This window comes from Microbacterium sp. F2 (assembly GCF_052274505.1).
GTDB lineage: Bacteria > Actinomycetota > Actinomycetes > Actinomycetales > Microbacteriaceae > Microbacterium.
In genome coordinates, this window is record NZ_JBNVBV010000004.1 from 13,960 (window position 1) to 36,347 (window position 22,388).

General features: G+C 67.5%; 19 protein-coding genes. 3 read left to right on the forward strand and 16 right to left on the reverse strand.

The window, feature by feature from the left end:
• Positions 1 to 177: 177 nt before the first annotated feature.
• Positions 178 to 2,655, reverse strand: coding sequence for an FAD-dependent oxidoreductase (locus ACQVDU_RS09095; protein ID WP_300593434.1), 2,478 nt, complete (start codon positions 2,653 to 2,655; stop codon positions 178 to 180).
• A gap of 408 nt (positions 2,656 to 3,063) precedes the next feature.
• Here ACQVDU_RS09095 and ACQVDU_RS09100 point away from each other — a divergent pair, with 408 nt between their 5' ends.
• Both ACQVDU_RS09100 and ACQVDU_RS09105 read left to right on the forward strand, forming a co-directional pair.
• Positions 3,064 to 4,905, forward strand: a complete 1,842-nt coding sequence (locus tag ACQVDU_RS09100; RefSeq protein WP_300593437.1) for a ribonucleoside triphosphate reductase — start codon at positions 3,064 to 3,066, stop codon at positions 4,903 to 4,905.
• The gene (locus tag ACQVDU_RS09105) at positions 4,902 to 5,666 is read left to right on the forward strand and encodes an anaerobic ribonucleoside-triphosphate reductase activating protein (RefSeq protein WP_300593439.1); all 765 of its coding nucleotides are present in this window, start codon (positions 4,902 to 4,904) and stop codon (positions 5,664 to 5,666) included. The genes ACQVDU_RS09100 and ACQVDU_RS09105 overlap by 4 nt, the downstream gene beginning before the upstream one ends.
• Before the next feature lie 63 nt (positions 5,667 to 5,729).
• On the opposite strand, the gene der is transcribed toward ACQVDU_RS09105, so the two are convergent.
• From der to ACQVDU_RS09140, 7 genes are read right to left on the reverse strand one after another with little or no spacing between them, the layout of a single operon-like run.
• The gene (gene der / locus ACQVDU_RS09110) at positions 5,730 to 7,265 is read right to left on the reverse strand and encodes a ribosome biogenesis GTPase Der (protein WP_443476940.1); all 1,536 of its coding nucleotides are present in this window, start codon (positions 7,263 to 7,265) and stop codon (positions 5,730 to 5,732) included.
• A 2-nt stretch (positions 7,266 to 7,267) separates the two neighbouring features.
• Complete coding sequence (cmk, locus tag ACQVDU_RS09115) at positions 7,268 to 8,026, reverse strand: (d)CMP kinase (RefSeq protein ID WP_300593444.1); 759 nt, start codon at positions 8,024 to 8,026, stop codon at positions 7,268 to 7,270.
• Positions 8,019 to 9,152 carry a prephenate dehydrogenase gene (locus ACQVDU_RS09120; protein ID WP_300593447.1) on the reverse strand — a complete coding sequence of 378 codons (1,134 nt, stop codon included), beginning with the start codon at positions 9,150 to 9,152 and terminating at the stop codon, positions 8,019 to 8,021. Before ACQVDU_RS09120 ends, cmk begins: the two co-directional genes overlap by 8 nt.
• The gene (locus ACQVDU_RS09125; protein WP_443476941.1) at positions 9,149 to 9,988 is read right to left on the reverse strand and encodes a pseudouridine synthase; all 840 of its coding nucleotides are present in this window, start codon (positions 9,986 to 9,988) and stop codon (positions 9,149 to 9,151) included. The genes ACQVDU_RS09120 and ACQVDU_RS09125 overlap by 4 nt, the downstream gene beginning before the upstream one ends.
• Positions 9,985 to 10,569: an SMC-Scp complex subunit ScpB gene (gene scpB, locus ACQVDU_RS09130; protein ID WP_443476942.1), complete on the reverse strand. Its 585-nt coding sequence runs from the start codon at positions 10,567 to 10,569 to the stop codon at positions 9,985 to 9,987. Before scpB ends, ACQVDU_RS09125 begins: the two co-directional genes overlap by 4 nt.
• On the reverse strand, positions 10,559 to 11,404 hold the full coding sequence (locus tag ACQVDU_RS09135) for a segregation and condensation protein A (protein WP_443476943.1): 846 nt from the start codon (positions 11,402 to 11,404) through the stop codon (positions 10,559 to 10,561). The genes scpB and ACQVDU_RS09135 overlap by 11 nt, the downstream gene beginning before the upstream one ends.
• On the reverse strand, positions 11,388 to 12,290 hold the full coding sequence (locus ACQVDU_RS09140; RefSeq protein ID WP_292713229.1) for a ParA family protein: 903 nt from the start codon (positions 12,288 to 12,290) through the stop codon (positions 11,388 to 11,390). The genes ACQVDU_RS09135 and ACQVDU_RS09140 overlap by 17 nt, the downstream gene beginning before the upstream one ends.
• A gap of 76 nt (positions 12,291 to 12,366) precedes the next feature.
• Here ACQVDU_RS09140 and ACQVDU_RS09145 point away from each other — a divergent pair, with 76 nt between their 5' ends.
• The gene (locus tag ACQVDU_RS09145) at positions 12,367 to 13,311 is read left to right on the forward strand and encodes an NAD-dependent epimerase/dehydratase family protein (RefSeq protein ID WP_443476944.1); all 945 of its coding nucleotides are present in this window, start codon (positions 12,367 to 12,369) and stop codon (positions 13,309 to 13,311) included.
• Position 13,312: 1 nt separating this feature from the next.
• Here the strand turns inward: ACQVDU_RS09145 and ACQVDU_RS09150 are convergent, their stop codons facing one another.
• Genes ACQVDU_RS09150 through ACQVDU_RS09185 form a run of 8 tightly spaced genes read right to left on the reverse strand, consistent with a single transcriptional unit; the run spans position 13,313 to position 22,388 of the window.
• Entirely contained in the window at positions 13,313 to 14,395 is a 1,083-nt protein-coding gene (locus ACQVDU_RS09150) for a DsbA family protein (protein ID WP_443476945.1), read from the reverse strand.
• Between the two features lie 4 nt (positions 14,396 to 14,399).
• Positions 14,400 to 15,626, reverse strand: a complete 1,227-nt coding sequence (locus ACQVDU_RS09155) for an aminotransferase class V-fold PLP-dependent enzyme (protein WP_443476946.1) — start codon at positions 15,624 to 15,626, stop codon at positions 14,400 to 14,402.
• Positions 15,627 to 15,680: 54 nt separating this feature from the next.
• Positions 15,681 to 16,604, reverse strand: a complete 924-nt coding sequence (xerD, locus tag ACQVDU_RS09160; protein WP_443476947.1) for a site-specific tyrosine recombinase XerD — start codon at positions 16,602 to 16,604, stop codon at positions 15,681 to 15,683.
• Positions 16,605 to 16,606: 2 nt separating this feature from the next.
• Entirely contained in the window at positions 16,607 to 17,197 is a 591-nt protein-coding gene (locus ACQVDU_RS09165) for an NUDIX domain-containing protein (protein ID WP_300594650.1), read from the reverse strand.
• A 7-nt stretch (positions 17,198 to 17,204) separates the two neighbouring features.
• Positions 17,205 to 18,956: a CTP synthase gene (locus ACQVDU_RS09170; RefSeq protein ID WP_443477040.1), complete on the reverse strand. Its 1,752-nt coding sequence runs from the start codon at positions 18,954 to 18,956 to the stop codon at positions 17,205 to 17,207.
• 17 nt (positions 18,957 to 18,973) lie between these two features.
• Positions 18,974 to 20,671 (reverse strand): DNA repair protein RecN, encoded by a 1,698-nt coding sequence (gene recN / locus ACQVDU_RS09175; protein WP_443477041.1) that lies wholly within the window; start codon positions 20,669 to 20,671, stop codon positions 18,974 to 18,976.
• Complete coding sequence (locus tag ACQVDU_RS09180; RefSeq protein ID WP_443476948.1) at positions 20,668 to 21,591, reverse strand: NAD kinase; 924 nt, start codon at positions 21,589 to 21,591, stop codon at positions 20,668 to 20,670. Before ACQVDU_RS09180 ends, recN begins: the two co-directional genes overlap by 4 nt.
• Positions 21,588 to 22,388 (reverse strand): TlyA family RNA methyltransferase, encoded by an 801-nt coding sequence (locus tag ACQVDU_RS09185; protein ID WP_443476949.1) that lies wholly within the window; start codon positions 22,386 to 22,388, stop codon positions 21,588 to 21,590. Before ACQVDU_RS09185 ends, ACQVDU_RS09180 begins: the two co-directional genes overlap by 4 nt.

Consider the following 22,388-nt stretch of genomic DNA (forward strand, 5'->3'; position numbering starts at 1 on the left):
CATTTCGGTCGCGCCGACGTGCGGCATCCGTTTCGCTAAACCCGCACCACGGCGCGACCGAAGACAGAGAACACCACCACTCGGGCACATTCCCCCGTTCAGTCGCGGCGAACTGCGACCTCCGGCTCGCCAAACCCGCACCACGGCGCGACCGAACGCCCCGAAGCGCCCCGCGCACTAGATGAACAGGGTCGTCCCGGACTTCTGAGCCTCGCCGAGGAAGGTCGCCACGCCACCAAAGTCGATGCCGTCCTGCAGGTCGCTCTCGGCGATGCCGAGCAGATCCATCGTCATCGTGCACGCGACCAGCTGCGCACCGCCCTCGCGCGCGGATGCCATGAGCTCCTCGAGAGTCGGGACGTTGTGCTGCTTCATCACGTCCTTGATCATCTTCGGCCCCATGCCCGCCATGTTCATCTGAGACAGCGGCAGGTGGCCGGCATCCGAAGGCATCATCATGGCAAACATCCGGTCCATGACCTTCTTCTCGCGCGGCGGCGCATCGTGCCGGCGCAGCATGTTCAGCCCCCAGAACGTGAAGAACATCGACACCTTCTGCCCCATCGCGAGCGCACCGTTCGCGATGATGAAGGCGGCGATCGCCTTGTCGAGATCTCCCGAGAAGACAACGAAGGATGTCTGATTCAGCGTCTGCAGGGCCCGCGGGGCATCCGTTCCCGCGCTCTTGCGGAAGGTCGCGACATACCCCGGACCCTCGGGTGAGATCGCGAGCATCTCGTGGCCGTGGCTCGCGGCCCACGCCGGCGCGTCGTGCGCAAACCCGGGGTCCGAGACGTGCACGACGACGTCGTCACCCGGCTGCAGCTCATCCATCTGCTTCGTGAGCTTCATGATCGGGCCGGGGCACGCGAGCCCCGTGCAGTCGAGGTCGACCACCTGCCCCGACCCCTTCACCTGAGCGAGCAGGTCGGATGCCTCGGCATAGTGAATCTCGGCAGGCTTGGCGACGAAACCGACGGGTTCGAGGTCGTGGAAGAAGCGGAAGGTCGTCGAGCCGCCCGAGAGCGTCCGCACATCGGTGAACCCGCGCTGCACGAGCGCCCGGTACGCGAGGTAGCTGCGGAACCCGACAGCGCAGTACAGACGGATGGGGACATCGCGGTCCCAGCTCTCGCACGCCTCGCGAAGGATGCCGAGAGGCACGTTCTCGGCTCCCGAGATGTGCCAGATGTCGTATTCGACGTCGGTGCGCACGTCGATGATGCGGCATCCGTCGGTCGCTGCCGGGTAGTCCTTCGCGTACCAGAGCTTCAGGTCACCGCTGAGCACGTTACTCGCGACGAATCCCGCCATGTTGACGGGGTCCTTCGCCGAACCGAACGGCGGCGCGTACGCGAGCTCGAGGTGCTCGAGATCGTGGACTGTCGCGCCGAGCCTGATCGCCGTCGCGAAGACATCCAGCCGCTTGTCGACCCCGTCGAACCCGGCGATCTGCGCGCCGAGCAGTTTGCCGTCCGAGGGCGAGAACGTGACCTTGATGTGCATCTGCGCCGTGCCCGGGTAGTAGCCGGCGTGCCCCGACGGATGCACGTGCGCGGTGAGGTAGTCAACGCCAGCCCGCTCGAGTTGCCGCTCGTTGGCACCCGTCGCGCCCGCGGTCATGTCGAACACCTTCACGATGGAGGTGCCCTGGGTCGAGAGATACTCGGTCGTGCGGCCGCAGATGTTCTCGGCTGCCACGCGCGCCTCGCGGTTCGCGGGTCCGGCAAGAGGGGTGATCCAGCGCCCCGGCAGCACCGTGTGGGCCGTCTCGACGGCATCTCCCGCCGCCCAGATGTGCGGGTCGGAGGTGCGCATGTGCGTGTCGACGACGATCCCGCCGCGCTCTCCGATCTCGAGCCCCGCCTCGCGGGCCAGACCCACGTTGGGTCGCACGCCCGCCGAGAGCACGACCAGGTCTGCCGCCAGCGACCGGCCGTTGTTGAGTTCGACCCGGAGCATCCCGTCGGATGCCCGGGTGAAGGCAGCCGCAGCAGTGCCGAGCTGCAGTTCGACCCCCCGCCCCCGAGCGTGCTGCTCGACCGGAATCGAGACGTCCTTATCGAGGGGCGGCAGGATCTGGTCGGCAAGCTCGACGAGGGTGACCTCGGCTCCGCGGTGAATGAGGTTCTCGGCCATCTCGATGCCGATGTAGCCCGCGCCGATGACCACGGTCTTCGCGGCACGGCCCTGCGCCGCGGCAGCGGCGAGAGCCTTGTCAAGGCGCGACTTGATGGCGTCCATGTCAGTGACGTTTCGCAGGGTGTGGATGCCGGGAAGGTCGATGCCCGGAAGCGGAAGCTGCAGCGGATCGGCGCCCTGGCATAGCGCGAGCGCGTCGTAAGACTCGGTGTACTCGCGCCCGGTCGCGACCTCGCGCACCGTCACCGTCTGGGCCGCGGGGTCAAGACCGACGACATCCTGGCCGATGCGCACATCGATGTCGAGCGATTCGCGAAGACTCTCGGGTGTCTGGAGCAGGAGCCGGCTGCGATCGGCGATGACACCGCCGATGTGGTACGGCAGACCGCAGTTCGCGAACGATACGTACTCGCCCCGCTCGAGAACGACGATCTCAGCCGACTCGTCCAGACGGCGAGCCCTCGCCGCGACGGATGCTCCGCCGGCGACTCCTCCGACGACGACGATCTTCATGGTGTTCTCCTCGCATTCGGGCCGCAGCAGTTCGCGGCTCCGAGATGAAGGTACTCCCGGGGGTATATCCGCAGTCAGGGGCAAAGGTCCCTCGTCGCGGGGCGTGCGAATAGCCCGCCCGATGCCAATCCGTTCAGTCGCGCCGTGTTGTGGCATCCAGCACGCAACACCCGCAACACGGCGCGACCGAAAGAGATGGGCTCCGGGCACATACTCCCCCGTCGCGATTTCGCCTGGACCGACACGCGAGGCTGTACCCCGCCACAAGGATGCATGACACCATGTGGTCTGACCATGTATGACACCACATATTGTGTCGCGAACGAGATTGAGCGCTGCATATAGTGGCATCCCGCACTGCGCGAGAGCTTTCAAACCAGCGCCACCGCACCCCGAAAGAAGCCGCCGATGAACCGTCGTATCTCCGCCACGCCACGTACCGTCGCCGTCTCCGAAACGATCAACGAGTACCTGTCGCAGTCTGACTGGCGTGTGAACGCCAACGCCAACCAGGGCTACTCACTGGGCGGCATGATCCTCAACACAGCGGGCAAGGTCATCGCCAACTACTGGCTCGACGAGGTCTACGCGCCCGAGGCTGGAGCCGCGCACCGCGATGGCGACATCCACATCCACGATCTCGACATGTTCGCGGGCTACTGCGCCGGATGGTCGCTCCGCGCGCTCCTCGAGCAAGGCTTCAACGGTATCCCCGGGCGCATCTCCTCTGCTCCCCCACGGCACCTCTCGGCAGCCATGGGCCAGATGGTCAACTTCCTCGGCACGCTGCAAAACGAGTGGGCCGGCGCGCAGGCTTTCAGCTCCGTGGACACCTACCTCGCGCCGTTCGTCCGGATCGACGGACTCTCGGACGAACAGGTGCGCCAAGCCGTGCAGGAGTTCGTCTTCAACCTCAACGTCCCCTCCCGCTGGGGCACGCAGACGCCCTTCACGAACCTCACCTTCGACTGGACGTGTCCCGATGACCTAGCCGACCAGCATCCGCTCATCGGCGGCGTCGTCCAACCCTTCACCTACGGCGACCTCGCCGACGAAATGGCGATCATCAACCGCGCCTTCATCGAGGTCTACGCGACCGGGGATGCCGACGGCCGGGCCTTCACCTTCCCCATCCCGACCTACAACATCACGAAGGACTTCGACTGGGACGGCCCGAACGTCGACGCCCTCTTCGCGATGACCGCGCGCTACGGACTCCCCTACTTCCAGAACTTCGTCAACTCAGACCTTGACCCGCACATGATCCGCTCGATGTGCTGCCGGTTGCAGCTCGACCTGACCGAGCTGCTCAAACGCGGCAACGGTCTGTTCGGATCGGCCGAGCAGACCGGATCCGTCGGGGTCGTGACGGTCAACTGCGCACGCCTGGGCTACCTCTTTCCCGGCGACGCCGACGGCGTCCTGCGCCGCCTCGACGCGCTGCTCGAGGTCGCCCGCGACAGCCTCGAGGCAAAGCGCGAGGTCATCGGCCGTCACATCGACGGCGGCCTCTTCCCCTACACGAAGCGCTACCTCGGCACCCTCGACAACCACTTCTCGACCATCGGCGTCAACGGCATCAACGAGTTCGTCCGCAACTACACCCTCGACGCGCACGACGTCACGGATGACGAAGGCATGAACCTCGCGACGTGGCTGCTCGAGCACGTTCGCGCCCGCATGGTCGAATTCCAAGAGCAGACGGGGCACATGTACAACCTCGAGGCCACACCCGCCGAGAGCGCGACCTACCGGTTCGCACGCCTGGACATCGCCCGCTTCGGCGACGAGAGCGACACCGACGGCATCCGCCATGCCGGCACCGCCGACCACCCGTACTACACGAACTCCTCGCAACTCCCGGTCGGCTACACCGACGACCCGTTCGAGGCGATGCAGCTGCAAGAGCCGCTGCAGCAGCTCTACACCGGCGGGACCGTGCTGCACCTGTACCTCGGCGAAGCTGTCGCGTCGGGATCCGTCTGCAAGAACCTCGTTCGGCGCTCGCTCGAACGGTTCCGGCTCCCCTACCTCACCGTCACACCGACCTTCTCGATCTGTCCCGCACACGGATACGTCTCGGGCGATCATCCGCTCTGCCCGCGCTGCGGTCGAGACTGCGAGGTGTGGACGCGCGTCATGGGCTACTTCCGGCCGGTGTCATCGTTCAACATCGGCAAGCAGGGCGAAGCCGCTGAGCGGGTCTACTTCGACGCACACCGAGCCACGAAAGATGCAGCACGGCCATGAGTGGCACACCAGTGACCGTCATCGCCCCCCTTCTCGCCGACGAGCTGAGCATCGCCGGGCTCACGCGATTCTCGGGTTCGGACTGGCCCGACCGCCTCGTCGCGACCGTCTTCCTCCAGGGCTGTCCGTGGGACTGCGTCTACTGCCACAACCCCGACCTGATCGACTCCCACAGCGCAGGCACGATCACGTGGCGCGAGGTCCTCGCGTTCCTCGAACAGCGTCGTGGACAGCTCGATGGCGTCGTCTTCTCCGGCGGCGAGCCGACGATGCAGACCGCGCTCCTGCCCGCCATAGACGATGCGCGACGCCTCGGCCTGCGCGTCGGCCTGCATACCGGGGGAGCTTTCCCGCAGCGGTTGGATGCCGCCCTCCCCGCTGTCGACTGGGTAGGCCTCGACATCAAGGCGTCCGCCGACGACTACGCCACCGTCACGCAGCGGCGCGGCAGCGGCATCCATGCGTGGCGGTCGCTGCGACTCGTGCTGGATGCCGCACGTGCCCGCGCCGGCAGCGACCACCCCCTGGCGTACGAGGTGCGCACGACCGTCGACCCGAGGCTCACCGACGCCGACCGGCTGCGCCTCCTCGGTGAACAGCTCCTCGCCGAAGGTGTTCGGTGGTGGGCCCTGCAGCGAGCCCGGGACATGGGCAGCCGCTCGGATGCCCCGCCCTGCCCCTCCACCGCGACGACCCACGACCTGGTCGAGATGATCGCCGCCGAGTTCGCCGGAGCATTCCCCAGCGTCCTCACGCGCTGATCGCGATTGTCAAGACCCTCCCACGACCGACGCGCGAGAGCGTGACGCAAAGCGCCCGAACGCTCAGCGCTGGCGGCGCTCGCGGACTCGCATGTTGAGCACGATCGGTGTCCCCTCGAATCCGAACAGCTCGCGCAATCGACGCTGAATGAACCGGCGATAGCCGGCGTCGAGGAACCCGGTCGTGAAAAGCACAAAGGTCGGCGGGCGGGTCGCCGCCTGGGTGCCGAACAGGATGCGGGGCTGCTTGCCACCGCGCAGCGGGTGGGGGTGCTCGGCGACAAGCTCAGCGAGGAACGCATTGAACTTGCCGGTTGGAATCCGCTGATCCCACGATGTCAGCGCCGTCTCGAGCGCCGGAACGAGCTTCTCAAGGTGTCGTCCGGTGCGCGCCGAAATGTTGACGCGCGGCGCCCATGAGACGTGAGCGAGATCCTGTTCGATCTCCCGCTCGAGGTACCGGCGACGATCCTGGTTCTCGAGTTCGGGCGTCGCGAGCAGGTCCCACTTGTTGAACGCGAGCACGAGCGCTCGCCCTGACTCGAGGACGAGGTCGATGATCCGCACGTCCTGCTCACTGAGCGGCTGGCTGACATCGAGCACCACGACAGCAACCTCAGCCTTCTCGAGCGCCGCAGAGGTGCGAAGCGACGCGTAGAAGTCGGCACCCTGCTGCAGGTGAACGCGGCGACGGATGCCGGCAGTGTCGACGAAGGTCCACAGGCGCCCGCCGATCTCAACGATCTCGTCGACCGGGTCGCGCGTCGTTCCCGCGAGATCGTTGACGACGACGCGCTCTTCGCCTGCTGCCTTGTTCAGGAGCGACGACTTGCCCACGTTGGGGCGACCGAGGATCGCGACGCGGCGCGGTCCACCGATCTCGTGCTTGGCGACCGCTGAAACATCCGGCAGCACCTTCATGATCTCGTCGAGCAGGTCAGCGACGCCGCGCCCGTGGATCGCGGAAACCGGATGCGGCTGCCCGAGTCCCAGGTTCCACAGGGCGGCAGCCTCGGGCTCCTGGCGGGCGTCGTCGATCTTGTTCGCGACGAGGAAGATCGGCTTGCCGCTCTTACGCAGCAACTTGACGACGTGCTCGTCGGTCGAGGTAGCCCCGACCATGGCGTCGACCACGAACAGCACGACATCCGAGAGATCGATCGCGACCTCGGCTTGCGCCGCCACCGACCGGTCGATACCGCGCGCGTCGGGCTCCCACCCTCCGGTGTCGACGAGGGTGAAGCGGCGGTCCATCCATTCGGCCTTGTAGGTCACGCGGTCACGCGTGACACCGGGAGTGTCCTCGACGACAGCCTCGCGACGGCCGAGGATGCGGTTTACGAGTGCCGACTTGCCGACGTTCGGACGGCCGACGATTGCGACGACCGGCAGCGCCGGCAGGTACTCGATACCGTCCTCGCCGGCAACAAGCCCCGCGAGTACCGCGGCGTCATCCTCATCGAGGTCGTAGTCGTCCAGGGTCGCTCGCAGCGCTGCAGCCCGCGACTCGGCGAGTTCCTCGTCGAGATCCGCGAGAGTATCGGCGAGGTTGTCGTCTCCCGCCGCTGTCTCGTCGAACTCATCACCAGTGGTGGTCATTGTCAGTCCTTCCCCTCCGCGCCGGGGGCTGCTCGGTCGGCGCCCTCGATCGAGGCGCCCGCGAGTTCCCGGCGGGCGACGGTGAGCACTTCGGCCACCGTCTCGTCAAAATCCAACGCGGTCGAATCGACCACGACGACTCCCGGAGCGGCAGTCAGGAAGTCCACGACCTTCGAGTCCGACGAATCGCGGCGTCGCAACGCCTCGGCGACCTCCGCCGCCGTCGAACCGCTGATCTCGGCGCTGCGCCGCGCTGCTCGGACCGCGGGGTCGGCTGTCAGCAGGATCCGCGCCGGCGCATCCGGAGCAACAACTGTCGTGATGTCCCGGCCCTCCACAACGACGCCGGGGCGACCGGATGCCGCCACCAGTCGCCGGAACGCCGCATTGATCGTCCGCCGGATCGCAGGGACCCGGGCGACGCCGCTCACGGCATCCGTCACCCGCTGCTCACGAATAGCCTCGGTCACATCGACCTCGCCCGATCGCACCCAGTAGTCGTCGGGGTCAAGGGAGATGCGAAAGTCGAAGTCGCTGACAGCTTCCAACACAGCGGTGGCATCGGAGGTATCGACCTCGCGCGCCAGCGCATGCCAGGCAAGAGCCCGATACGCCGCTCCCGTGTCGAGGTAGCCGAACCCGAGCGCACGAGCCACCTGCTTCGACACGCTGGACTTGCCGCTGCCTGCGGGGCCGTCAACCGCGACGATGACGACGTCGGAGTCGGCTGTGTCGGCAGCGGTGTGAGAGGCGTCAGTCATTGGTGGTGCTCGCGATCTTCCATCCGCGCTCTTCGAGTCCGGCCGTCGCGTCGCGCAGCACGGAGGGCGCAACAGCGATCTCGGCAAGGCCGAACGGAGCCCCCGGCGAGTGCTCCAACCGGAAATCCTCAACGTTGACCGCGAGCGCACCAAGGTCACCGAAGAGGCGCCCGAGCTGCCCTGCCGTGTCATCCACCATCACCACGAGGGAAGCGAAACGACGGTTCTGACCGTGCTTGCCGGGCAGGCGCTCCACGCCCTCGTTGCCGCGACGGATCGTGTCGGCGATCTCGCGCCGGGAGCCGGGAGCCTCGGGAGCCCGCAGCGCCTCGGCGACGGCCGCGAGATCCTGCGACAGTGCGTCGAGGATGTCGACGACAGGGGCGGCGTTGGCCGCCAGGATCTGGACCCACAGCTCGGGAGCCGACGCGGCGATCCGGGTCGTGTCGCGAACACCCTGACCGGCGAGCCGCAACGATCCATCGGGGGCGTCGGTGAACCGGCCCGCCAGCAGGCTCGCCACCAGCTGGGGAACGTGGGAGACAAGCGCGACCGAACGATCGTGGTCTTCGGGGGTCATCTCGATCGGCGTCGCGCCGAGATCCAGCGCGAGCGCCTCGACGAGCGCGAGGTCGGATGCCGGGGTCTTGCCGTCACGGCACACCACCCACGGGCTTCCGATGAACAGATCGGCCCGCGCCGAAATCGCGCCGCCCCGCTCACGACCGGCAAGCGGATGCGACCCGATGTAGTGGGTGAGATCGACGCCGCGATCTCGGAGCTCCTGCAGGGGCTCCAGCTTGACGCTCGCGACATCCGTCACGACGGCACCGGGGAACGTGCGCAGCTCCCGCTCGACGACGTCGGCGACGACATCCGGCGGAACCGCGACGACGATGAGCGTCGGATTGTCGTCGGGCGTCGCAGCACGGCCCGCGCCGTAGTCGATCGCCAGACGCAGTTGCGATGGCGAGGCATCCTCGAGCACGACATCGACGCCCCGCGCTCGCAGTGCGTGTCCGACGCTGGCGCCGAGGAGCCCCGCGCCGACGACGCGCACCGTGCCGGTGACGCGCGGGGTCAGCGAACCGTCGCCGGTCACAGCTGACGTATCGGTGCTCGTCACGGGGAAATCTCCTGAGAATCGGGCGACGAAGAGTCGTCAGCCTCGTGGCGCGGGGTCTCTTGCTGCGGGTCACCCTCGCGGCGCGCAAGAGTCAGCAATGCGCCACGTTCTACTGTAGTCAACTCCCGCACAGCCCCAACCGGGAGGCTTCCCAGGTGCAGCGGGCCGAACTGGCGACGCACGAGTTCCACGACCGGATGCCCGACCTCGGCCATCATCCGTCGCACGATGCGGTTGCGGCCCGAGTGCAGGGTGAGTTCCACGAGCGAGCCGCCTCCGGCATCGGATGCTGACAGCAGCCGCGCCTTGTCGGCGGCGATCGGTCCGTCCTCGAGCGTCACACCACGGGTCAGCCGCGCAATCGTCTGCGGCGTCACGCGACCTTCGACCTTGGCGATATACACCTTCGTCACCCCGAACGAGGGGTGCGAGAGCACATGCGCGAGGTCGCCGTCGTTCGTGAGAACGAGCAGCCCGCTCGTATCGGCATCCAGGCGTCCGACGTTGAAGAGTCGCTCCGACCACTCCGCCGCGTATTCGCGCAGGTCCGGCCTGCCCCGCTCGTCGCGCATCGAACTGACGACGCCGCGCGGCTTGTTGAGCACGACATAGCGCTTGCTCTCATCGAGCTGCACCGCGACGCCGTCGACATCTACGAGGTCCGTGGTCGGATCGATACGCGTCCCGAGTTCGGTCACGGCCCGCCCGTTCACCCGAACGCGTCCCGCCGCGATCAGCTGCTCAGAAACGCGGCGCGATGCGACACCGGCCGCGGCGAGCACCTTCTGCAGGCGCACCCCGTCGGGGCTCTCTGACGGGAATCCGGAGGCCGTCATCGGATTGACTCCCCCGCGAAACCGTCTGCACCGTCATCGAGTAGGGGTGAGATGTGCGGGAGTTCATCGAGCGAGTTGATACCAAGGTTCACGAGCAGGGCATCGGTCGTGCCGTAGTGGATCGCCCCGGTATCGGGGTCTGTGAACACCTCGGTGATGAGGCCTCGCGACAGGAGCGTCCGCACCACCGAATCGACGTTGACGGCACGGATCGCCGCGACCTGACCGCGGGTGACGGGCTGCTTGTAGGCGATCACGGCGAGCGTCTCGAGGGCCGCCTGCGAGAGCCGCGACGGAGCCTGCGTTCCGACGAAGTCGCTCACGAGATCGTCGAACTCTTCCCGCACATACAGCCGCCAACCACCGCCGACTTCGCGGAGTTCGAACCCGCGCTTGGGTCCGCCGGTCAGACCGTCATAGTCCGCGACGAGGCTCTCGATCGCCTGACGTACGGCAGGCACCGGTGCGCCGACGGCCGCGGCAAGGCTCACGAGGCTGTGGGGTTCGTCGAGGATCATCATGATCGCTTCGAGCCGGCGCGTGATGTCAGAGGCGAATTCTGAAGTCGTGTCATCGGTCATAGTCGGCTCCCAGTGTGGCAAGGTTCTCGTCCGACCACCGCTCAGCGGTCCAGCGCAGCGTGAGTTCACCGAGAGGTTCGACCTGCTCGAACGAGAGTGCCGCGTGCCGATACAGCTCGAGCACCGACAGGAAGCGGGCCACCACGATCCCGGGTTGGTCGACGCCGGCGATCAGTTCGCGAAAGTTCAGCGAGCCGGAGCTTCGAAGCATCGTCACGACGACAGCAGCCTGTTCCCGGATGCTGACCAGCGGCGCGTGCAGGTGATCGAGCCCCACATGGGGAATCTCCTTCGGCGCGAAGGCGAGCATCGCGAGCGCTGCGAAGTCCTGGGCAGAAAGCGTCCAGACCAGTTCCGGGACGGCATCCCGGTACTTCGCATCGAGCCTCACGGTGCGCGCGTGACGTGTGTCCTCGCGTACGAGGCTGCGCCCGAACCACGCCGAGACCTCCTTGAACGCGCGGTACTGCAGCAGTCGGGCAAAGAGCAGGTCGCGGGCTTCGAGCAGCGCGACGCTCTCGGCATCCACCAGCTCGCCCTGCGGCAGAAGTCCCGCGACCTTCATGTCCAGAAGCGTTGCTGCAACAACCAGGAACTGCGACGACTCGTCCAGGTCGTGCTCTGGCCCGAGGGCGCGCACATGGGCGATGAACTCGTTGGTGACCTCACTGAGCGAGACCTCGGTGATGTCGAGTTCGCGTTTGGTGATGAGGGTCAGCAGCAGGTCGAACGGGCCGTCGAAGACATCGAGCGTGACGCGGAACCCGCCGTCCGCCCCGGCCGAGGAATCGAGAGCGGCCTCCGTCGCGCTCGAGGGCTCAGGCGACGGCGCCACGGGCGACGAGCTCTCGCGCGAGCCGCAGATAGGCCTGGGCCGCGGCGTGTTCGGGAGCGAACGTCGTGATCGGCATCCCCGACACCGACGCGTCGGGGAACTTGACGGTGCGGCCGATCACGGTCTCCAAGACGTCATCGCCGAACGCCTCGACGACGCGCTCGAGCACCTCGCGCGAGTGGAGCGTGCGCGGGTCGTACATGGTCGCCAGAACCCCATCGAGCCGGATGTCGGGGTTCAGGCGGTCGCGGACCTTATCGATCGTCTCGATGAGCAGCGCAACCCCGCGCAGGGCGAAGTACTCGCACTCCAGCGGAATGATCACGCCGTGGCTGGCGGTAAGCGCGTTCACGGTCAGCAGGCCCAGCGAAGGCTGGCAGTCGATGAGGATGACGTCATACTCCCCCGCGACCTTGCGCAACACGCGGGCAAGAATCGTCTCGCGTGCTACCTCGTTGACCAGGTGCACTTCCGCCGCCGACAGATCGATGTTGGCGGGAAGGACGTCGAGCCCTGGCACCGCCGACGGAATGATCGCGTCGTGGGGGTCTCGCTTGGTGTCCAGCAGCAGGTCGTAAACGGTCGGCACATCGTGGGTGGGGATACCCAGACCCGCAGTCAGCGCCCCCTGGGGGTCGAAGTCCACGGCGAGGACGCTGCGCCCGTACTCGGCAAGAGATGCCGCCAGATTGATGGTGGTGGTGGTCTTGCCGACGCCACCCTTCTGGTTGCACAGGGCGATGATCCGGGCTGGACCGTGCGAGGACAGCGGCTTCGGAGTGTCGAAGCCCCGATAGGGGCGACCGGTGGGGCCGAGGATGTCGGATTCCGCACCCGCCGTCGCGCCTCGTTTGCTGCCCGCCACCGACTCTCCTGACTTCGCCATGCCGTTGATCGATTCTAGTCACCGAGCGTTCACCGACCGCGAGGCGTGCCGTGCGCGTTCGGCCTACACTCGGGCCATGTCCCGCGCACCCCACGTCATCGTCGGAGCCGGCCCTGTCGGGTCGTCTCTCGCGCGCATCCTCGCAGACGACGCAGAGCCCGTGATCGTCGTCACCCGCTCCGGCAGCGGCCCGGGCAGCGACGGCGTCAGGTCGGTAGCCGCCGATGCTTCGGACCCTGAGGCACTCAGCCGCATCGCCTCCGGTGCGGCAGCGATCTACAACTGCGCGAATCCCGGCAGCTATACCCAGTGGGAGCGGCTCTGGCCGCCGCTGGCTTCGGCCCTGCTCGCCGCGGCGGAATCCACGGGCGCCGTTCTTGTGACGATGTCGAACCTCTACGGGTACGGCCCGGTCATGGTCCCGATGACCGCACAGATGCCGTTGAATCCCACCGATCACAAGGGTGCACTGCGGACCCGAATGTGGGAAGACGCGCGCTCCGCACACGAGGCAGGCCGCATCCGTGCGACGGAGGCCCGCGCATCCGATTACATCGGCCCCACCCTCCCCGTTGCCAGCGGGCTCCTGGCGAGATACGCCCACTCGACGCTCGCCGGCAAGCCCGCGTCCGTGTTCGCCGACCCTGATGTGCCACACGCGTGGACGGCGATCGACGACGTCGCGCGAACCCTCGCGGCACTCGGTCGCGACGACCGGGCATGGGGCCGGCCGTGGCTCGTGCCGAGCAATCCGCCCGTCAGTGTCCGCGAGGCGCTCCGGCAACTGAGCACGGCAGTCGGCGCCCCCGAGCCGCGACTGCGTGTGGTGCCGCGGTGGCTCCTCAAGACCGGCGGTCTGGTCGTCCCGCTCCTTCGCGAAGTCGACGGGATGCTGTATCAGTTCGATGCGCCGTTCGAGGTCGACGCGACCGACACCGAAGCGACCTTCGGCATCGAGCCGAGCGGCTGGGAGCGCCTCGTCGCCCAGACTGCTACCGCGTGGCGTAACCGCCTGCCCTGAGTCAGCGCGCCGCGCGCAGATCGTCGATCGAGACGACCCCGGTACGCAGGCGCCCATCGAGAATCATGGTCGGAATCGAGACGGTCCGGATGTCGTCCTCAACGCTCTGACGGACGGCGGCGAGGGAATCGGCGACCTCAGGCGAGGCGGCAAGGTCATCGATCTGGGCGATCCCTGCGGCGTCGTACCCGGCATCCGAGAGCCACGTGTGGAGCTGCGCGACAGCCTCCTCGTCGGTAGCTGTCTCGTTGAACCACACCTGCCAGTCCTCGCGGCTGGCGTTCTTTCCGCCGAAGATCTGCTCAAGGATGAGCCAGTCAGTGGTGTTCTCCCCCGCCAGCGCCGCCTCGCGCTCGTGAAACTGGATCGCGGTGAGGTACCGGGCGATGAGCGCAGAGTGCTCGAACTTGTCGCCCCAGCTGGAGGCGATCGGATAGACGAGGTAGGTGACGTTGTGCGTCTGCGCCAGGCCCGACTCCTCGACGTTGCGGAACAGCTGCGCACAGAAGCGGCATCCGGGATCGATCACCTCGACAGCCACGGGCAGGCCCTCACGATATCCCTCGAGGTAGGTCGCCGAGGCCGAGGCGAACTCCGCCCCCTCCCAGGTGCGCAGGCGGCTGGGAATGGCCGAGAACGTATCGCCGAGCGAGGCGAACTCGTCACCGAAGGCGCCGATGACGTTGCCCGCGAGGATGGAGTCCCAGAAGGGCGTGGTGCCGTCACCCACGCTGCAGACTTCCGCCGAAAGCGTGCATGCTTGTGCATTCTGCTTGTCGCAGGTGCCGTACACGAAGAGGTTCAGACCGCTGCGACCGACGATGTACAAGCTGACGATCATCGAGAGCACCATGATCCAGGCGAGAACCTCGATCGCGATACTGGCGGGCCTGACCAGGCGCGGCGAACGAACGGCAAGCGGCGCCAGGAGCGAGTTCTTCAGGTCATCGCGGAAGGTGGTGTCGCAGGGGCGCAGGGTGACCCGGCGCCAGGTGCACGACGCTGCCTTGCCGAGCAGCCTGCGGTAGCGAGCGGAGACTGCGCTCAGGACGAGCAGCACGATGAACGCGGCGATGCACAGCACGCTGTCACAGTCCTTTCATCAGTCGTCCCGTCACCTCGAGGGTGCGCTCGACGTCAGCGAGGGTGTTGTGGGCGCCGAGACTGAAGCGCACGAGCGGCGGTACCTGCGCGACATCGCGCAACCAGTGGTGGGCGCAGAAGTGGCCGCTGCGCACCGAGATGTTGGCCTTCGAGAGGAACACCGCGAGGCGGTGGGCATCCACCCGCTCCGGGACGATCGAGAGCACGCTCGAGGGGCGCGGTGAGAACAGCCGCACATGCGGCATCTCGGCAAGCCCAGCGAACAGGTGCTCGGCGAGCGCATGCTCGTGTGCCTCGGGGCTCTGCCCGGTTGCCCGTTCGAAGGCGTCGAGCCAGTCCAGAGCCGCCCCCAGCGCGATGATCTCGCCCCAGGCTTGCAGACCCGGTTCCAGGCGCGACTCGAGCTCGGTTCGCCACTGCACCCCGTCCTCCCCGACCGCGGCGACCTGGCCACCACCGACGAACTGCAGCTCGAGCTCTTCGAGCAGAGTCGTCGCCGCGACGATGACGCCGAGGGAAGCCCCATACATCTTGTGGGCGGAGAAGCAGATCGCGTCGGCGGGGATGCCGCGCACCGCTGAGATCGCGTGGGAGGCGGCTTGTGCGGCATCCACGATCACGATCCCCCCGGCGCGATGGGTATCGGCCACGAGCTGGTCGAGGCCGGGGGTGACGGTCCCGTCGACGTTGTTCATCGCGGAAACGACGACGATGGCGCGCTCAAGATCTGCCGGCGAGGAGCGCAGGGCTCCGTCGGGGTCCCGCTCCAGGAGAATGCGCGGCACACCGGCGCGCTGCGCGTAGCGCATCACGGGGACGAAGACCGAGTTGTGTTCGGTGTGGCTCGTGACGATGCGGGTGTAGCGCCCGACCGGCAACTGGAGCAACAGCAGATTGATGCCGTACGTCGTGTTCAGCGTGAAGCTGGTGCGGTACCGACGCGGGGGCAGGGCAAGCAGCCGCACGAGCGCGTCTCGTGTCGCCGTCACGCGTTCGTCGACGCGTCTCCCCCACGCGTAGTGGGTGCGCTCACCGCACGCGCCATACTCACGGTAGTACTCGGTCAGCGCATCGATCACCGGCTGGGGGCGGAGAGTCTGGCAGGCGGAGTCGAGGTAGATCTCATCTGCGCTGAGGTACGGGAACCCATAGCGCTGCCCGGTGGGCGAGGCTGCGGGGGGACGCGAGCGACGGATTCTCACACTGTCCATGCTCCATAGGTGGACGGATGCCGCCCTAAACAGGCGCCGTGACAATTGAGATGCTCAGCGCGCGCGAGGGTGCGAGGTGGCATACACATCGCGGAGCGCATCGACGCTGACGTGCGTGTAGATCTGGGTCGTCGCGACTGACGCATGGCCGAGGAGTTCCTGCACGACGCGGACGTCGGCACCGCCCTGCAGCAGATGCGTCGCGAACGAATGCCGCAGCGTGTGCGGTGATACGTGCGCCTCGAGGTTGGCGCGTTCGGCGGCTGCCTGGATGACGAGCCAGGCGCTCTGGCGGGACAAGGGTGCCCCGCGCGCTCCGAGGAACAGCCGCGGGCTGGCCTTGCCGCGCCGGGCGAGTTCGGGACGTGCCCGGGTGAGGTAGGCATCCACCGCGGCCCGCGCGTACGAGCCGATAGGAACGATGCGCTCGTTCGAGCCCTTGCCGCGCACCCGCAGGATGTCGCCATCAGTCACATCGTCGACATCAAGCCCGACGGCCTCTGACACGCGCGCACCCGTCGCGTACAGCAGTTCGAGAAGGGCACGGTCCCGCAGCGCCACGAGATCGCCGGGTGTCGCTGCCGCAGGCTCGGGGCCCGCAGCCGCCAGCAAAGCCTCGACCTGGGCGATCGTGAGCGCCTTCGGGAGGCGGCGGGGCATCTTCGGCGGCCTCACGTGGGTCGTCGGGTCGAGGGGGTCGATGCCCTCGACCACGAGAAACCGATGCATCCCCCGCACCGACGACTGCAGACGCGCCAGGCTTGTCGCAGCCGGCGGCGGGTCGGATGCCGCACGCTCGGCGATGAACTCCGTCACGAGCGCCGCGGTGACCTGGGTCGAGTCGTCGATCCCGCGACCTGCGAGCCACTGCCGGTACGGTCCGAGGTCGCGGCGATAGGCGGCTACGGTGTGCGCCGACAGGCCCCGCTCGATCGTGACGTGGCGCAGGTACGTGTCGAGCGCCCGATCGAGCTGCATCCTCAGCCCTGGCGTTCGCGACGCAGCACTTCGGCGGCGGCGAGCACCCCCACCGCGAGGATGCCGTTTCGCAGGCTCCCCTCGAGAACACCCGTGATGACCTCATCGATGGGCACCCACTCGAGCCGAATGTCGGCTTCCTCGTCCTCGCGCTCGTGCACCTGTGGCGCCGCGCTCAATCCGCGCGCAAGGAACAGGTGCACGACCTCGTCGTTGCCGCCCGGTGTCGTGAAGATGCTCACGAGCGGCTGGCACGACGCGGCAACAAGGTCAGCCTCCTCGGCAAGCTCCCGCTGCGCCGTCGCCATCGGCGGTTCGCCGGCGACATCGAGCAGTCCCGCCGGCACCTCCCAGTCCCGGTGACGAATCGGATGCCGATACTGCTGGATCAGCAACATCCGACCCTCGTCGTCGATCGCGACCACAGCCGCCGCCCCCGGGTGATCGACGTACTCGCGCACGATCTCGGCCCCGCCATAGCTGACGGTGTCGCTGCGCACATCCCACACCCGGCCCTCGTGAACGAGCGTCGACGAGACGACGGGAGCCTCGAACGGCTCATCGCGCACTGCGCCGCTCACCCTGTCAGTCATCCGATTCTCACTCATCCGATTCGACGTCGAAGAGCTCGCTCGCGCGGTGGCGGTCCAGGGCCGCGCTCACGAGCCCGCGAAACAGCGGATGCGGCGCCGTCGGCCGCGAACGCAGCTCGGGGTGGGCCTGGGTCGCGATGTAGTACGGGTGCACCTCGCGCGGCAACTCGACGTACTCGACAAGGTTCCGGTCGGGAGAGAGTCCCGAGAAACGCAGACCCGCGGTGGCGAGACGGTCACGATAGGCGTTGTTGACCTCGTACCGGTGACGGTGGCGCTCTGAGACCCGTGTCGATTCGTAGACTTCGGCCGCAATCGAGCCCTCATCGAGCTGCGCCGGATACAGCCCGAGCCGCATCGTGCCGCCGAGATCGCCGTGATCGATGATGTCGACCTGCTCGGCCATCGTCGCGATGACCGGAAAATCGGTGTCGGGATCGAACTCGCTCGAAGACGCACCCGGGAGGTCCGCCATGTTGCGGGCGTACTCGATCACCATGCACTGCAGGCCCAGGCACAGGCCGAGCGTCGGGATGCCCTGCTCGCGCGCGAAACGCAGCGCACCGAGCTTGCCCTCGATCCCCCGGATGCCGAAACCGCCGGGAACGACGATCCCATCGACCGACGCGAGCGCCTTCGCCGCGCCGTCCGGGGTCTCGCACAGATCCGAGGGAATCCAGGTGATCTTGACGTGGGTCTCGTGCGCGAACCCACCGGCCTTGAGGGCCTCCGTCACCGACAGGTAGGCGTCAGGAAGATCGATGTACTTTCCGACGAGGCCGATCGTGACCTCGTGCCTGGGATTGTGCACTGCCTGCAGCACGCGGCTCCAGCGTGTCCAGTCCACGCGGGCGGCCTTCTCGATATCGAGCGCGTCGACGATGTAGTCATCCAGCCCCTGATCGTGCAGCATCGTCGGGATGTCGTAGATGCTCGGCACGTCGACCGCGTTGACGACGGCACCTTCGTCGACGTCGCACATGAGGGCGATCTTGCGCTTGTTCGCCTCGGTCACGGGGCGATCGCTGCGCAGCACGAGCGCGTCGGGCTGGATGCCGATCGAGCGCAGCGTGGCGACGGAGTGCTGCGTGGGCTTGGTCTTCTGCTCCCCCGAGGCGCCCATGAACGGCACGAGCGAGACATGCACGAAGAAGACGTTCTTGCGGCCCAGTTCATGCCGGATCTGGCGCGCTGACTCGATGAACGGCTGTGACTCGATGTCACCGACGGTGCCGCCGATCTCGGTGATGATGACATCGGGCTGCGGGTCCTCGGTCGCCTGCAACCGCATGCGCCGCTTGATCTCGTCGGTGATGTGCGGGATGACCTGCACCGTGTCGCCGAGGTACTCACCCCGGCGCTCGCGGGCGATGACCTGCGAGTAGATCTGCCCAGTCGTGACGTTGGCCGCTTGGCTCAGGTCGATGTCGAGGAACCGCTCGTAATGCCCGATGTCGAGGTCGGTCTCAGCACCGTCATCGGTCACGAAGACCTCGCCGTGCTGGAACGGGTTCATTGTTCCAGGATCGACGTTCAGGTACGGGTCGAGCTTCTGCATCACGACCCGCAGGCCGCGCGCGGTGAGCAGATTGCCGAGGCTTGCGGCAGTCAGGCCCTTGCCGAGCGAGGAAACGACTCCTCCCGTGACGAAGATGTGCTTCGTCGTCGTGAGGCCCGACGAGCGGTCTTCGACGGTGGAAGAAAGGGACGCCGGGGCGTCATCCGAAGGGGAACCGTGCGAGTCACTCGGGGTCTGCATCACGGGCTTCGATCCTATCAGTCGGCAATCGTGCCCAGGTCGAGCAACTCGCGGGCGTGAGTGAGCGCTGCCTCGGAGTCTGGCATCCCCGACAGCAGTCGCGCCATCTCAGCCTCACGGGCGGCGCCGGTGAGCTGGTGAACCCCGGATGCCGTGACCGCGCCATCACTGGCTTTGACCACGCTCAGATGGTTGGTCGCGAACGCGGCGACCTGCGCGAGGTGGGTCACCGCGATCACCTGGGATGTCTGCGCCAGCCGCGCCAGGCGCCTTCCCACCTCGATCGCCGCAGCGCCGCCGATCCCGGCATCCACTTCGTCGAAAACGAAGGTGGGTACGGCATCGACGCGGGCGATCACGACCTCGATCGCGAGCATGACGCGACTGAGCTCACCGCCGGATGCGCTGCGCGAGACCGGACGTGGTGACGAACCCGGGTGAGGCGCCAGGAGGATCGCTACCTCGTCGCGCCCCGACCGGCTGGGGGCTGTGGGGGTGACCGAGACCTCGACCTCGGCATCCGGCATCGCGAGAGCGTGCAGCTCTGCGGTCACAAGCTTTCCGAGGCGCGCGGCAGCTGTCGTGCGCGCTGCCGTAAGGGCAGCCGCAGCATCGTCGAGAGCGGATGCCGCCTCCTCCCGTTCCCGGGTGAGTCGCTCGACTCTTTCGCCGTCGTCGTCGAGCTCTGCGAGCCGAGCCGACCCGGTTTCCAGAAGCGCGATCGCCTCGTCCAGGGAGCCGTGCGCGCGCACCAGTTCGGACAGTGCAGCACGGCGCTCCTCGACGGCGGCGAGTTCGTGCGGACCCGATTCATCGAGGTCGGCGAGGTACCCAGCGAGCGAAGCCGAGACATCGACGAGCCGGTACCCGATCTCGGCTACCTGCTCGGCGAGACGCTCGAGCTCGGGGTCACTTCCCGCGGCACGCTCCAGGGCACGCCGCGCCTCCCCCACAAGGGTCGTCGCGTCTGTTGCCTCGTCTTCGGCTGTCAGGGCCGCATGAGCCAGCGCCGCAGCTTCCCGCAGCGCCTCGGCGTTCGCGAGTCGCTCGGCCCGCTGCGTGAGCTCAGCATCCTCGCCGGCGCGCGGGGCGGCGGCCTCGATCACCGCGATTGCGGCCCGGAGTTCCTCTGCTTCGGCCGCACGAGCGTCGCGATCGGCGACGAGTGTCGTGAGCTGCTCGTCCAGCCGCTCCCACGTCGCGAACCGTTCCCGATACGCCTCGAGGGCCTCGGCGACATCCGCTCCCCCGAACCTGTCGAGCGCGTCGCGCTGCGCGGCACTGGAGCGTAGCCGCAGCTGTTCGGACTGCCCGTGCACCACCACCAGGTCATCAGCAAGATCCGACAAGACCGCCGCGGGAGCTGCTCGCCCGCCGACTGCGGCGCGGCTGCGTCCCTCGGTCGAGATGGTGCGTCCGACGATCAGCTCGGCTCGGGTCTCATCGATCGGTTCGACATCCGCGCCAGCCTCCCGCACGCGCTCGGCCACAGGCCCATCCTGCGGCACGATCCACACGCCCTCCACGGATGCCTGCGCCGCCCCCGCGCGCACAGCGCCGCTGTCTGAGCGCTGACCGAGAAGCAGTCCGAGGCCCGTGACGACCATCGTCTTGCCCGCGCCGGTCTCACCCGTGATGGCAGTGAACCCGGGACCGATCGGCAGGGTGGCCTCGGCGATCACGCCCAGGTCCCGCAGGGTCATCTGCTCGATCACGAACTCTCCGCCGCGGGTGACGGGCCGCGCCATCCTTCGACGGGCAGGCGGAACTTCTTGACGAGTCGATCGGTGAACGACGCGGGATGCAGCCGCGCAAGCCGCACGGGATGCTCCGATCGGCGCACGACGACGCGGGCGCCGGCCGGTAGATCGTGGGAACGGCGACCGTCGCACCACAGGATGCCGGTGCCGTTCGTGCGCTCGAGCAACTCGACAGCCACGGTGTGCTCGGGAGCGATCACGAGCGGCTTGGCAAACAGCGCGTGCGCCGACAGGGGAACGACGGCGATCGCCTCGACTCCCGGCCAGATCACCGGACCGCCGGCGGAGAAGTTGTAGGCGGTCGAGCCCGTGGGGGTCGACACGACGATGCCGTCGCAGCCGAACGACGACAGCGGCCGTCCGTCGATCTCGATCACGACCTCGAGCATCCGCTCCCGGCTAGCCTTTTCAACGGTTGCTTCGTTCAGCGCCCACGTCTCGTAGATGACCTGCTCGTCGCGGTCCTTGATGCGAACCTGCAGCGCGAGACGTTCCTCGACCGTATAGTCGCGGTCGATGACCCGCCGGACAGCCTCGTCCATGTCATCGCGCTCGATCTCGGCCAGGAAGCCAACGTGACCCATGTTGATCCCGAGGACGGGGGCGCTGCCCTCGCGCACGAGCTCTGCGGCCCGCAGGATCGTGCCATCGCCCCCGAGGACGATCGCCAGCTCGATGTCGGCGACGGCGACATCGGCCCCCAGCACGGCGAGCGGGCCGGGGATCGCGGTACCGAGCTCAGCTCGATCGTCGGCGGACAGTACGGGGGTTGCGCCAGCCTCACGGAGCGCGCCGATCACGCGGGCAGCTGCGTCGACCGTTTCGGGGCGGAGCGCGTGCGCGACCACGAGGATGTTGCGGCCCTCGTTGGTCATCGTGCTCCCGTCAGCTGATTCACCGTGCTGATCCATTCTGTCGGATTGCTCCCCCGCGACGCGGCAAGATGCACGAGGTACTCCAGGTTCCCGTGGGTTCCCACGATCGGGGAGGAGATCACCCCGAGGGTGCCGAGTCCCGCATCCCACGCAGACCAGAGCACGCCCATGACCGCCTCGGAACGCAGCCCCGCGTCGGTCACGACCCCTTCGCGGATGCCGGTGCGCCCAACCTCGAACTGCGGCTTCACGAGCAGGATGATGTCGGCGTCCGCCGCAGCGACGCGGCACATCGCGGGAAGCACGTGCCCCAGAGAGATGAAGGAGAGATCTCCCACCACGATCTGGGGCTGAGACTCCACCCCGGATGCCGAACGCAGTGTTTCGGCATCCATGTAGCGCACGTTGAAACCCTCGACCGAGATGACCTCGGGGTCAGAGGCGACAGTGGGCGCGAGCTGTCCGTGGCCGACGTCGACGGCAATGACAGGTGCCGCTCCCCGCTCCCGCAGGACCTGCGTGAACCCGCCGGTTGACGCACCGAGGTCAAGCGCGACTTTGCCCGCGACGTCCACCGCGAAGGCATCGAGCGCGGCACTGAGCTTGTGCGCGCCGCGACTGACGTAGTGATCGTCGGCTGCGACCTCGATGACGGATGCCGCGTCCACAGCCGCGGACGGCTTCACGACTCCGCGCCCATCGACGGTGACGCTGCCCGCGGAGATCAGTCGCGCGGCGTGCGTTCGCGAGCGTGCCAGACCGCGAGCGGCGAGCTCGGCATCCAGTCGGGGCGTCAT